Below are 13025 nucleotides of genomic sequence, written 5' to 3' on the forward strand. Positions count from 1 at the left end.
CAATGATCAGGCAGTTTGGGCAGAGCGACTGTTTTCAACAGAATCGGCCAGAAGCAGTCATTCGAAGCCAAGTTCAGACCACTTTGCACGTCAACCACGCCCCCCAGAAAAGGCTGCTGAAGAAACGGGTAGCGTCTCCAAATCCGGCGTCATGCAAGAGTTTTTGAACCGCCGCCTCGGAATGTGGAGGGTCAGCACCTTGAAGGATTTTCCCAAGCTTGACCTTCACTTCATCCGCGCTGGCTCCATGCTGCCGCCACCGCTGCCCCCAAGCCGCAAGCAGTAACGGCTGGCTGGCATATGCGTATTGATTCCCCGCGACAATCAGCGGCGCACCCGGTTTTAGATGAGCTCGAATGGATCGTAAAATTTGTCGCTTGGTTTCATCTCCATCGAGATGATGGAGTACACCAATCAAGGTCGCTGCGTCGTATGACTCGTCTGCTGCCAGGTCTTCAACTTGCCCAGGATGCATGGTCGTTCTTTCAAGCAGTTTGTTTGCCTCTAATTGCTGCTTCGCAGCCTCCAACATCGGCTCGGATGGATCAACCGCCGTGAAGCGCCAACCCGGCTCAAGCTTGGCCATAGCAACAATTTCCTGCGCCGTACCGCCAGCGCCAACTACAAGTATTTTTGCCGAACTTGTATTGCCCAGGCTTGCCGCCAACATGCACGCAGCCAAGTCTTGGCAGGCGTCATATCCAGCTAGTGCAATACGGCTCTGTCGTCCGTATTCATTGGCTCGTGAGGTATCAAATTTTTCAGCTGAGTTGAGAGGGTATGATTTCAAGGCGGTTCTCCATGTCCTGAAATCAAGCTACGCCAGACACAGCAATAATAAAAATTCATTAATTTTATGTGGCGTATTCCTGCAAGGAATGCATGGAGCAAAAAATTGCTGTTTGCTTGAGCGGATTCAGCTGTTTGTCGACAGTCAACTTTGGGTCGTTTTCTGCCTCTCGCCAAAGGGCAGTATCCGTCCAATATCCGACATTTCTCCCGTGGCAAGATAGCAGGCGTTCGCATCGCGAGGACTCAGCCGACTGAGTTGAAACACGGATTCACCTTGCGTGAAAATCCATCATGACATGTCATGACCTCCCTCAAAAAATGGACTTTGACCAACAAATACGGGGTTTAAAGGACGAATGGTCGAGAGGCGTCAAGCGCGGGGAATTGCCGGGAGTTTGCAGCCACTACAGGCTTTTCAGGCGGGCGCGTTCGTCGCGGTAAAGTGAACTTCACTCTCTCAACGTGTCACATTAGGTCCCCGTCAAGCGAACTTCAGCAGAGGTACAGCCTAATGAGCATGGCCACAGTAGTAAGTGCCGTGATTTCCAGTCTCGCACCAAGCGTCTTCGACCAGAACGGCCTGCAAGAGCCCGGCGCGCATGTTTCGGCCGTCGATTACCACTACGGAATGGACATCGATGTGAAGCAGGTACTGCAGCGCACCGATACATCCGACAAGACCGGCATAGTGCCGGTGACCCTGGTCTACGAAGACAGCGAGGGCGAGGTTCACAAGATTCGTTTCCTCGAATGGGGCGCAAGCCCGGCCAACCCCGCCAGCATTGTCTGATCAACTCGTCGATAGCGTTCCGGGCCTCGTCTGCCCCCCAGAAGCGGAAGTTAAACCTCATATGCACTCAGTGCGGATGATGTTTTTTGTTACCTGAAAATGGACATCATCGAATGACTAAAAGTTCATTCGAGAAACTCACCGTTATCTTGGCGGCGTCATGTCGCAAGATTAATTAATAGTAATTGCTGGATATTAATTGAAATCAGCAGCGGCAAACTCCAATCAAGCCGTGCTGAGAGTCAATTGATTCACCATTACAATCAAGAGGCAACCATGGAACTTAGTATGTTCTCTTCGTCCACCGTGGAATATGTGCGTTTGGGCGTTGTATATTTTCATCTTATTGCCTGCTGTGTGGCAATCGGGCTGGTATTGACCAGTGACATTGCAATGGTCAAGCAACTCCTGAAGGGGGATGCGTCAGGTCACCACGATGACGCGCACATGGAAAGCCTTCAAAAAACCGTATCACTTGCACTTGTAGCGCTTTGGATTACGGGCATTGGCATTGTCGGGATCGATTATGCCGGCAAAGGGATGGAGTATTTCCTCAATCCAAAATTGCAAGCCAAAATCGGCATCGTTGTGCTGTTGACCTTTAACGGTTTCCTGTTGCATAGCGCTGTATTGCCGGCGCTGAAAAAAGCCGGTTCGTTGCTCAAACTTTCCTTCAGCCTGCGCATGCTGGCGCTGTTCTCCGGCGCCCTCTCGGCCGTGTCGTGGTTCTATGCCGCCATGCTCGGTGTGGGTCGTCCGCTGGCCTGGAAGTACTCGCTGGTGGAGTTGCTGGCCGCCTATCCGGTGCTCATCGTCGGTGGATTCGGGGCGATGGTACTGCTCACTGCCTGGGCAAAAAGCAGAGACGCTCAAGCGCGCATGGAACAAGGCACCTGGTCACCAGGAAACGCTGCCCTGGCTGGATGGTGAAGCCAGGTTGAACAAGGACGTTCAGCGTCAGTAAATGAATCACGTTTTAGCTGTTATCAACATCTCATCTGAGGATACCCAAATGAAATCCATGAAAACTCTCTTCGTTATTGCCGCTCTGACTGCCTCTTCTCTGGCCATGGCCACAGGTGGCGGTGACAAGACCTTCGCACGCATGGAAGCGGCCCGGAAAGTCTCGATGGAAACCTACCAGGTCGCGCAGAAACAGAAGACTGAAGGCGCTGTCGCTGAAAGCAAGGCCAAGGCAACCGACCGCGTCAAAGGCTGACCTGTATAGCGTCCCCTCGGCTAACTGAAATGTGCGGCCTCAAGGCTCAAATGGACGCCTCGCAAATCCTCCCCTCCCCCGCGCCACTGCTCAAGCCAGGAGAGACCGTGGTCTTGTTCGACGGTGTCTGCAAGCTATGCAATGGCTGGGTGAGGTTCTTGATTCGCCATGACCGCCAGCGGCGCTTGCGGTTGGCGGCGGTTCAGTCACCCGAGGGGCAGGCTTTGCTTGCGTGGGCAGGTTTGCCCGTGGATCAATTCCACACCATGCTGGTGATCCGCGATCGACGCTACTGGGAGCGTTCGCAAGCTTTTTTCGAAATCATCGCCCTGCTTCCCGCACTCTGGCGCCCTGTGAACCTGTTGCGCATCTTCCCTCGCAAGCTTCGAGATTGGGCATACGACCGCATTGCGCTTAATCGTTATCGGCTCTTCGGGAAATACGACTCCTGCCTGTTGCCGGACCCTGATCATGAACAGCGCTTTTTGAAAGCGCCCCCCCTGAGAAACTGACTATCCCTTAAGGGGCAATCCCCCCAAACAAACGCCCGACAATGCCGGGCGCCTGTACTTCAGGTCTGCACTCAGAAGCGATAGTTGGTGCTCAGCTCCAGCGTCCGTGGAGCACCGGGTGTGATCAGATCCACTGAACCATGCGCCGAAGCGTAATAGTCCTTGTCGAAAACGTTGCGCAGCCGCAGGGCCATGTCCCATTTCGGCTCGTTGTACAGCAGCGCGGCATCCACGGTTGTGTAAGCCGGCATGACCACATTGTTGTCCAGCGCGGTATAGCGATCATCGACATAGTTGGCCCCCATGCCCACACGCCAGGTTTGGGTCAGCGAACGCACCAGCCACAGGTTGGCGCTGTGGCGCGGCGTCAAGGTGGGTACCTGGCCTTCGTTGGCGACACCGTTGGTAAAGCTGTTGGACTTGGTGATCTCGGCATCCAGAAAGGCGTAACCGGCATAGACCTGCCATTTGTCACTCAACTGCCCGCTGGCGGTCAGCTCAAGGCCATCGGTGCGTTGCTCACCCGCAAGCACCAGCTTGGTCGGGTTCGCCGGATCGCTGGTTTTCATATTGGTGCGTTCCAGGCGGAACAGCGCCGCCGTCAACGCCAGGCGATTATCGAGCAGGTCCCACTTGCCGCCGATCTCGAAGTTGGTGGTCTCCTCTGGTTCAAGGTCCTGGTTCGTCGTACTCAGGGCGAACATCTCGGCGGAGGGTTGATAGGAACGGCTCACCGACACGTAATAGGACTGCACTTGATCAGGCTGGTAGACCAGGCCGACTCGCGGGCTCCAGGTCGTATCGGTGCGGGACAGTTCGTTGTGCGTCAGGTCATCGGCGTACTCCTGGTTGAATACGTCGTAACGCACACCCAACAGAGCCTTCCACTGTGGTGCCAGTTCGATCATGTCCTGCACGTAAAAACCGGCGGTGTCCTGGGTGTTGGTGCCCTTGGCGGTTTGCCGATTGGCCTGGAACGGCACGTCGACCAGGCCATCGCGGTACACCGGCACCCTGGCCACATTGGATTGGTTGAATACGGACTGGTCCTTTACCTGGCGCCCCAGTTCCACACCATAGAGCAGGTTATGATTCATCCCGGCGAGCACGGCGCGCTGCTTGAGCTCGGTCTGGTTGAACCAGCCGTCTTCCTTGCGCTGTACGTTGCCGCGGTTCAGTTTCACCAGCCGCTCACCATTGGGCGCAGTGACGAAACGTGTCGGGCTGGAGTCAGCCAGTGTGTTGTTGCGATCCAGGTCGTAGTGGTAGTAGCGGCTGGTATTGCTCAGGGTGAAGTCGTCATTGATGCGGTAATCGACACCCGCCGTGAACGAGAACACTTCGCTGCGGGTGTAGTCATCATCCGGGTCGGCGGCACCGAAGCGCTTGTCGCGGTCCACATCGACCGGACGGTCGCCGAATGCCGGGATGCCGAAGTCGATCAGACGCTTGTCATACAGATAGGTAGCGCCCAGGTTCAGTTCCAGATCATCCGAAAGCTTGAAGTAGGCCGAAGGCGCGATGGCCTTGCGGTCGGTGTAGCCGTCATCCCGGTAGGTGTCACTGTTCTCCAGTGCGCCTGTCACACGAAAGGCCTTATCGCCGTGCTGCTGATCGGCCCAACCGGCATCGAACTGAGTGCGTTTTTCGCCCTCGCTGTCGACACTGACGCCGACCTCCTGCCTGGGTGCGAAGTTGGGTGCCTTGCTGATGCTGTTGATCAGCCCCCCCGAAGAGCCGCGGCCATAGAGCACCGCAGCCGGCCCCTTGATCACTTCCACCCGCTCGACATTGGAAAGATCCCGGAAATACAGCGCATCGTCACGAATGCCGTCGACATACATGTCGCCAATGGCACTGAATCCACGGATGGTGACCTGGTCGCGCTGTCCGTCACCATTGGACAGTCCGATACCAGGGACATTCTTCAGCACGTCCTCCATCGACCGTGCCCCCTGATCCTTGATGACGCTCTGGGGAACCACGTTGACGGTTTGCGGGATATCACGTAGCGGAGCATCGATCTTCAGTGCGCTCCTGCTCTCGGTCGGCATGTAACTCAGCTCGTTGTACTCACTGTTCACAGCGGTTGCCGGTAGGGTTAGAGCAGACTCCGTTTCTGCCTGTAGATCAGGTACAACCAGAACACCCAGCAAAGACAGAGAGGCTGGGTAAATGCGCGATCGAGCCACCATGGACACCTTTGTATGAATTATCGCGCGAATAATAACGATTATCTTTTGTAAGTAAATACAAATCATTCCTATGCGTAAATAAGAACGATTGTTCCATTTGGTCGAGGGTGCAGGTTTTGGGGGCGCTGCTCATCCAGCCATCAGGTACGCCCGGCCGAACCGGTGACGGGCAGGTTCCCGAGCAGCTTGAGCCCGGTACTCTTCACGAACGTTTCATAGTCCATGGGTTTCTGAATACGGGTTTCTGCGTTAGGCAGCACGTAGGCCCAGGCACGTTTGGACGATGCGTCGTATACCAACTTGAACAGGCGGCTCGGCACCCAGACCTGGTTGTCTCCGATGGTCGAGTAGCCTGGGTCAAAGAGCGGGCCGGTGAAGACAAACACATTGCCATCGGCGCGCTTGGCAAACTTGCGCACATCAGACTCGACCTTGCTCCAGATCTTGCGGTTGTTGGTCGGGTCTTGCGGCACCATGTTCGACAGCGCAAAGGATTGGGCCATGGCCTTGGGGCTCGGGGCATCGGCTGCCGGGGATTGATGGCCACGGTCCACGGCCGGATGCTGGCTGCGGTAGTCACTCAACTCGGCGCGCCCTCCCTTGGGAATGCGTGGGTCCGGGTAGAATTGATTGGTGCGCTCCTCCCCTTTGGCATCCTGCAACTGGGCGGCATTCAGGCGCTCGACCACCACCAGCGGGGTCTTGCTGGTTTGCGAGTACAGCACCGCGAAGTTGTCGGAACACAGCGCCAGGGGTTTCATCGATGCAGGCACTGTGGCCGTGTTGATCGGTTTCGCTGCCGGGAACAGATCGGCGCAGCCATCAAACGAGGCCTGTTTCTGTTTGCTTGAATAGAGGTCCAGTGCCGCGTTCCGGCTGATCGAGCCGGAGCGGGACGTTTGCTCATGTTGCGCGGTGGGTGGCTTGAGGATGTCCAGCAGACTGCGGGCTTGTGCCCCGGACGAGAGCAAAACAAGGGCCGACAGCCCAACTGCAATTTTGCGTAGGTACATGGGTTAAATCTTCGAAAGGAATTGAGGGGTAAACGTACGGCGGGGCCCGATTCACGGAACCGGGTGGAGGGCGTTACTGACTATGTGGCGGCGTTCATGCTTTCGCTGTCCTTGATCAAGTTATCGATGCGGGCCGGTGGGTACGACGGCCGAGGGTCGAGCGAGGTGTATGGACCATGACAAGATCGGTTAGTGCAATGCCGTACTCAGCAGCCCTATCATTGTGACGCTGTGGTGGATGACTTATCCAGCACCCCTCGATACCCTTTCGCACCCGGGTGCCTGACGGCAATTCAGGCCAAACCACACTTCATCCAGACGAACCAAAAATGAAATCCTCCGCAGGTTTGTTGTTGTCAGGTATCGAGCTGGACCGTGCCAGTTCCATCCCCTTGTACCGCCAACTCTACTTGCAGATTCGCAAACAGATCCTCGGTGGCAGGATTCAGGGAGGCGTGCGCCTGCCGTCCACCCGGACCCTGAGCAAGGAGCTGCAGCTGTCGCGAATCAGCATTCTCAATGCGTTCGATCAACTGATTGCCGAAGGTTTTCTGACGTCGCGGACCGGGGCCGGGACCTATGTCGGCCATGAGTGGGAAAACCGCGGTATCGATGACGATGAGCACAAGCGCCAGCCCCCTCGCCTGTCCGACTTGAGCCAGTCCATGCTGTCGTTGCGCAGCGATCATTTCCGCGGTGTTTCCTATGCCGGCTGGGCGACCGGGAGCCCTACCTCGTTCCTGCCCAGCCACTGCGCCTACGATGCGTTCCCGCAATCGGTCTGGAAGCGCCTGTTGAACCGCCACCTGCACAAACCCACCAAGGCCATGCTCGGCTATGGCGAACTACAGGGATTGCTGGCCCTGCGCGAGGCGATTGCCGAGTACGTCTTCGATGCCCGGGGCATTGATTGCAGTGCCGATCAGGTGGTCATCGTGTCCGGCGCCCAGCAAGCCTTCAACCTGCTGGGCATGCTGTTGCTCAATCCGCAGGACAGCTTCTGGATGGAAGATCCGGGGCACATCGCGGCGCGCATTGCGCTCCAGGCCCAGGGTGGCCGGGTCGTGCCGCTGCGTATCGACGAACAGGGGATCGATGTCCGGCAAGGCCTGGCCCTGTGTCCTGACGCCCGTCTGGTGTTTACCACCCCCTCTCGTCAGCATCCCCTGGGCGTCACCATGAGTTATGGGCGGCGCCAGGAACTCATCGACTGGGCCGCCCAGAATCAAAGCTGGATCATCGAGGACGACTGCGACAGTGAGTTTCGCTACAACGGCCGCCCCCTGCCGGCACTCTATGCCATGGACCAATGGGCTCGGGTCATCTATGCCGGAACCTTCAGCAAGGTGCTCTTCCCCTCGCTACGACTGGGTTACGTGATACTGCCGAACGCCTTGATCGAGCCCTTCTGCACCCTGCGGGCGGTCATGGATCGCAGCCCGCCCACACTGCTCCAGGCCGTCACGGCGGACTTCATGCGCGAAGGCCACTTTCTCGGCCATATTCGTCGAATGCGCGCCCTGTACCAGGCTCGCCAGCAGGCACTGGTCGAACAGCTGCAGAAACGGCTGGGGAGTTTCTTCAGGATCACGCCGGTGGAAGCTGGCATGCACCTGATCGCCTGGTTACCCGCGCATCTCGATGACGACGCCCTTGCCAGGGAACTCGGCCGGCATGACATTCATACCTATCCCCTGAGCGACTACTGCGTCGAACATGTCTTGCCGCCGGCGCTGCTGATCGGCTTTGCCAGCACCCCGGAGGACCAGGCCGAAGCGCGTGTCGAAGCGCTGGCCCAGGCCCTGGACGAAATGGGCTACCTGCAACCGGCCACTTGATCCAAGGCAAGTGGTCTTATGAATTAACTGATAATGGATCTATCGAGAGTTCCTGACTGGCGCGATAAAGGCTGCGCCGGTAGACCCGGTGTCTGAACCAGGAACGACTCGAATGAACAATAAGATCCAGGAACGATTCAACGCCTTGCTCAGCCATAAGGCTGTCGAGGCCGAGGCTCCCCCCCTACTGACCGACGCACTGGCCCGCCAGTTGCTCGACCGACTGGCGCAACTGCGCCTGTTTGCCCATGCCTACCCCTTGCTGACCAATCTGACCCACGGTCGTGTCACCCCTGGCGACCTGCTGGACTTCGCCTATCGCCATGAACTGCAGGGCTTGAGCCTGCACCTGCTCGACGGCGAGGAAAACAGCCTGAGCCAAATGACCGTCGCGCAGCTTCAGGCGTTCGCGGCCAAGGCCAATGCCCTCGGGCTGGACGTGCATCTGGAAATCAGCAGCACCCTGGAAAAAGATGTCGACCAAGTGATCGCCATCGCCAAGGCGCTGGGTACCCGCAACATCCGTGTCTACTCACGCTACGAAGGGGCGCTGTCCCGGGTCATGGACGTGATCGAGTCAGACCTGCACTACCTCGCGCAACAGGCAGACGAGCACGACCTGTTCTTTGACTTCGAGCAGCATGAAGAACTCAAGAGCGGCGAGATCGCGCAACTGCTGAGCCGGCTGAACCACCCTCGCCTGCACGCCCTGTTCGACTTCGGCAACATGATCAATGCCTGCGAACAGCCCCTGGCGGCACTGCGCGCCCTGGCCCCGCACATACGCCAGACCCACCTCAAGGGTGTGCGCATCGTGCCTGAGCAAAACGGCTTCGGGCATTACGGCGTGCTGCAAGGCAGTAACGAAGACGACCTGCCCAGCGCACGCATGTTGTTCGAACTGCTGATGCTCGGCGAATCAACCCCGCAAGTGATCGCTTTCATTCTCGAGCAGGAAAACCACTACGTGGCCCCGGCGTTCCGCCAGCTCGACGAAGCCGCCGACCCGTTCATTGCGTACCGGGAAATGAGTGAAACAGCGCTGCCGGAAGGCTTCTCGCTGGAACGAATGCTGGCCGATGAACACCGCTGGGCCAACAACCAGGTCGCCTACGTACGCGGTCTGCTGGCCGAGTTCCGCACCCTGGCCGAGTTGACCCTGGCCCATTGCGCTGACGACTGAACCCGGCGTGCCGACCAGCACTGCCTACCCAATTACGCCTGGAGAACAATAATGACATCCCAAGACAAGGCCAAATGGCTCAGATTCCTGATTCTCATCCTCGGTGGCGGCACCATCTACAAACTGGCGAATCTCAAAGACGCCTTCTACATCCCCATGCAAGAATTCATGGGGCTGTCCCACACTGAAATCGGCGTGCTGCTGAGCGCCAACGCCATCATCGCCACCGCGTTGTTCGTGGTGGGCGGCATGCTCGCCGACCGGTATGACACGCGCAAGCTGATCCCCCTCGGCCTGATCGGTACCGGCGGCCTCGGGCTCTACCTGGCGACCTTTCCGCCCTTCAGCAATCTGCTGGTGGTGTTCTGCCTGCTGGCCGTGTGTGCCGACTGCCTCTTTTGGCCTTCGCTGCTCAAAGCCATCCGCAACCTGGGCGACGATAAGGAACAGGGTCGCCTGTTCGGCCTGCTCGAAGGCGGACGTGGCGTCATCGATACCCTGGTCGCCTTCTCTGCACTGGGTGTCTTCGTCGCCATGGGCTCCGGTGAAAACGGCCTGAAGTCGGCGATCCTGTTCTACTCGGTCATCGACATTCTTGCCGGTACCCTGACCTGGCTGCTGCTCAAGAGCGGCAAAACCCAGTCGACCGTCAAGCCGAAGAACGGGTTGTCGAACCTGTTCGAAGCCATCAAGGTGCCGGGTATCTGGCTGGTCAGCCTCAACGTGTTCATGGTCTACATCGTGTACTGCGGCCTGACCTATTTCATTCCCTACCTCAAGGAAATGTACGAACTGCCCGTGGCCCTGGTAGGCGCCTACGGCATCATCAACCAGTACTTCCTCAAGATCCTGGGCGGCCCTGCCGGTGGCTTCATCGCCGACAAACAGTTCAAGAGTTCCAGCCGCTATCTGAAGTGGGCATTCCTGGCGTTGTTGCCGTTGATGGGCGTCATCATGCTCATCCCGAAAAGCCCGGATTACATCTACGCCGGCATGGCGGCCACCCTCTCCTTCGCGCTGATTGTCTTTTCCATGCGCGGCGTGTTCTGGGCCCCCATGGGTGAAGTCGGCATTCCCCAGCACATCACCGGTTCAGCCTTCGGGATCGGTTGTCTGATCGGTTATGCGCCTGGCATGTTTGCCTACGTCATCTATGGCGCCATCCTTGACCACTTCCCGGGTCAACAAGGCTACAACTACGTGTTCTCGTTGATGAGCGTATTGGCCATTGTCGGGTTCATGGTGTCCAGCCTGCTGTATCAAGCGGTCCGCAAAAACGCCACGATCACTGGCAAGGTCAGCGCCGCGCAAGCCTGAAAACAGGTGGGTGTATGCGCTGCGGCGGTAACCGAAGCTTCTCGGTGACCGCCGCACTGGCACCGCCATCAAAATGCGAAACCCGCCTCCTCCAGGGCCATCAGGCAATACCAGGTGCAACGTCAGGAACGACGAATTTCCAATGTGGCGCGTAACCCTCCAGGGCTGCGGTTCTCCAGCTTGATCTGCCCACCCAAGTGATCGGCAATGGCTTTGACGATGGTCAGCCCCAACCCTGCACCCTGAGCATTTCCTCGGCTGTAGAAACGCTCGAAAAGCCGATCGCGATCCTGCTCGTTGATGCCCGGCCCTTCATCCTCGACAGACAGTTCGTAGCTATTTTCCTTTTCGACCAGCCTGACAGTGATGACTCCATGCCGGGGGGAGAAATTCGCCGCATTGGTCACCAGATTGTTCAAGGCAATATCGATCGCGGCCGGGTCGACTCGCGCAAGGCTGATGTCGTCGCTGACATCAAAAACCAATTCAAGCCCCTTGCTCAGCAACCAGGGCGTCAACTGAATCAGACTGTCGCGAACGGTGCTGGCCAGATCAATGGACGCAGGCGGTTCAGTCCCTGCTCCAGGCTCTATGCGAGCCATCGTCAGCAATTGATTGACCAGTCGACTGGTACGGTCCACGCCGGCAATCAAGAATTCGAGCGATGCGCGACGATCCTCTTCACTCCCCGCCTCCATCAGGTTTTGCGCGTGGATCCTGAGCACCGCCAGTGGTGTACGCATTTCGTGGGCGGCGTCAGCGATAAAGCGTCGCTCGCGCCCCATGACTTCCTGAATTTGCGCGAGCATGCGATTGAGGGCGGCCTGCATGGGCTCGAGTTCAGTGGGCAGTGGTGTCAATTGCAAGGGTTCGAGCGAGCCGGGCTTACGGGCTCGTAGCGTTGCAGCCATATTGACCAGCGGTTTCAATCCCCAGCCGATGGCCAGCCAGATCATGGCGGCCAGCAACAGACTCCCCAGGATATTGGGCCACAGCGTGTGGCGTACGATCCGGTCCACCAGGTCCATTCGCACGTCGTCCCGTTCACCCACCCAGATGCGCAGGTTGTTCTGCTTGTCTTCAAGCAGGAAGGCGCGCCAATGCCGGTCGTTCAGGTCGACTACATCGCTGAAGCCTGGTGTGACCGCCGGTGTGCTGAAGGACGGAGAACTGGCCGTATGCACCAGCACTTCGTTCCTGGCGTTCCACACCTGAAACGCAATCTTCGTTTCATACGGATGCCCCCCGCCCCCGGGCGTCGCCTCGTTCAGGGCCTGGTTGAAAGCCTTGTACAGATCCGCATGGTCCTTGCTCACCATGGGCATACGCATGACGCCTTGCAGCAGGCGAGCATTCTGGGCCAGCTGGGCATCATAGACTTCGGCGATTTCATGGTTGCTGTCGTGCAGATTGAACACACTGATCACGGCCACGCCGGCGAGCATCAGGCCGATGATCAGGGTCAGGGTGCGACGCCGGATCGAGGTCATCGACGCTCCTCCACCAGATAACCGATACCACGGACGGTGCGGATCAGATCGGTGGAGAACTTCTTGCGCAGGTGATGGATGTGCACTTCCAGGGTGTTGCTTTCGGCCTCCTCGTTCCAGCCGTACAGCAACTGCATCAGATGATCGCGAGTCATTACCCGGCCAGGTGGCGAGAGCAGTTCGTGGAGCAACTGGTATTCCTTGGGTGTCAGGGCCACCGGCTCGCCTTTGTAGCTGACTTGCTGTGTACCGGGATTCAGGCTGATACCGGCGTGCTCGATCAGCGATTGTCCACGCCCGGCGCTACGCCGAAGCAACGCACGTATGCGCGCCTTCAACTCTGCCAGGTCGAAAGGCTTGATCAGGTAGTCGTCGGCGCCGGCATCCAGGCCGGCGATGCGGTCTTCGGTGGCATCGCGTGCGGTCAGGATCAACACCGGCAGATTGGAACCGCTGTCCCGCAAGCGCCTCAGCACTTCAAGACCGTCCATGCGTGGCAGGCCAAGGTCGAGCACCGCCAGATCGAAGATTTCACTGAGCAACGCGTGCAAAGCGCTGTTGCCGTCCTGCAACCAGTCGACGGTATAACCTTCACGGCCGAGGGCCTGATGAATGCCCTCGCCGAGCGCCACGTCGTCCTCTATGAGTAATAAGCGCACAGGGTCTCCTGTTAGCC

12 protein-coding genes are annotated in these 13025 nt (G+C 58.0%); 7 read left to right on the plus strand and 5 right to left on the minus strand.

Annotated features, from left to right (window positions below; all coding sequences use genetic code 11):
• Positions 1 to 73 precede the first annotated feature (73 nt).
• Positions 74 to 790 (minus strand): class I SAM-dependent methyltransferase, encoded by a 717-nt coding sequence (locus ACM6J5_RS01355; protein ID WP_414927629.1) that lies wholly within the window; start codon positions 788 to 790, stop codon positions 74 to 76.
• A gap of 513 nt (positions 791 to 1303) precedes the next feature.
• Here ACM6J5_RS01355 and ACM6J5_RS01360 point away from each other — a divergent pair.
• The 4 genes from ACM6J5_RS01360 to ACM6J5_RS01375 all read left to right on the plus strand — a co-directional run bounded on the left by ACM6J5_RS01360 (position 1304) and on the right by ACM6J5_RS01375 (position 3313).
• Entirely contained in the window at positions 1304 to 1582 is a 279-nt protein-coding gene (locus ACM6J5_RS01360; RefSeq protein WP_150672519.1) for a DUF2790 domain-containing protein, read from the plus strand.
• Between the two features lie 276 nt (positions 1583 to 1858).
• Positions 1859 to 2512 (plus strand): hypothetical protein, encoded by a 654-nt coding sequence (locus ACM6J5_RS01365; protein WP_095942118.1) that lies wholly within the window; start codon positions 1859 to 1861, stop codon positions 2510 to 2512.
• Positions 2513 to 2594: 82 nt separating this feature from the next.
• Positions 2595 to 2801, plus strand: coding sequence for a co-regulatory protein PtrA N-terminal domain-containing protein (locus ACM6J5_RS01370; protein ID WP_095942117.1), 207 nt, complete (start codon positions 2595 to 2597; stop codon positions 2799 to 2801).
• Positions 2802 to 2851: 50 nt separating this feature from the next.
• A complete protein-coding gene (locus ACM6J5_RS01375) occupies positions 2852 to 3313 on the plus strand; it encodes a thiol-disulfide oxidoreductase DCC family protein (protein WP_150672521.1) in 462 nt (153 codons plus the stop codon).
• A 71-nt stretch (positions 3314 to 3384) separates the two neighbouring features.
• Here ACM6J5_RS01375 and ACM6J5_RS01380 read toward each other — a convergent pair whose 3' ends face one another.
• Together ACM6J5_RS01380 and ACM6J5_RS01385 are read right to left on the minus strand one after the other, a co-directional pair.
• Positions 3385 to 5508, minus strand: coding sequence for a TonB-dependent receptor (locus ACM6J5_RS01380; RefSeq protein ID WP_414927630.1), 2124 nt, complete (start codon positions 5506 to 5508; stop codon positions 3385 to 3387).
• Between the two features lie 140 nt (positions 5509 to 5648).
• Complete coding sequence (locus tag ACM6J5_RS01385; protein WP_150672523.1) at positions 5649 to 6521, minus strand: DNA/RNA non-specific endonuclease; 873 nt, start codon at positions 6519 to 6521, stop codon at positions 5649 to 5651.
• Positions 6522 to 6850: 329 nt separating this feature from the next.
• Between ACM6J5_RS01385 and ACM6J5_RS01390 the strand changes: the two genes are divergently transcribed.
• The 3 genes from ACM6J5_RS01390 to ACM6J5_RS01400 all read left to right on the plus strand — a co-directional run bounded on the left by ACM6J5_RS01390 (position 6851) and on the right by ACM6J5_RS01400 (position 10859).
• Positions 6851 to 8359, plus strand: a complete 1509-nt coding sequence (locus ACM6J5_RS01390; protein WP_414927631.1) for a PLP-dependent aminotransferase family protein — start codon at positions 6851 to 6853, stop codon at positions 8357 to 8359.
• 112 nt (positions 8360 to 8471) lie between these two features.
• A complete protein-coding gene (locus tag ACM6J5_RS01395) occupies positions 8472 to 9542 on the plus strand; it encodes a sugar phosphate isomerase/epimerase family protein (RefSeq protein ID WP_414927632.1) in 1071 nt (356 codons plus the stop codon).
• A gap of 51 nt (positions 9543 to 9593) precedes the next feature.
• The gene (locus tag ACM6J5_RS01400) at positions 9594 to 10859 is read left to right on the plus strand and encodes an MFS transporter (protein WP_150672526.1); all 1266 of its coding nucleotides are present in this window, start codon (positions 9594 to 9596) and stop codon (positions 10857 to 10859) included.
• A gap of 122 nt (positions 10860 to 10981) precedes the next feature.
• Here ACM6J5_RS01400 and ACM6J5_RS01405 read toward each other — a convergent pair whose 3' ends face one another.
• Positions 10982 to 12349, minus strand: a complete 1368-nt coding sequence (locus tag ACM6J5_RS01405; RefSeq protein WP_095942111.1) for a sensor histidine kinase — start codon at positions 12347 to 12349, stop codon at positions 10982 to 10984.
• The gene (locus ACM6J5_RS01410; RefSeq protein WP_095942110.1) at positions 12346 to 13008 is read right to left on the minus strand and encodes a response regulator; all 663 of its coding nucleotides are present in this window, start codon (positions 13006 to 13008) and stop codon (positions 12346 to 12348) included. Before ACM6J5_RS01410 ends, ACM6J5_RS01405 begins: the two co-directional genes overlap by 4 nt.
• Between the last annotated feature and the right edge of the window lie 17 nt (positions 13009 to 13025).

This window comes from Pseudomonas sp. IT-P74 (genome assembly GCF_949768175.1).
Taxonomy (GTDB): domain Bacteria; phylum Pseudomonadota; class Gammaproteobacteria; order Pseudomonadales; family Pseudomonadaceae; genus Aquipseudomonas.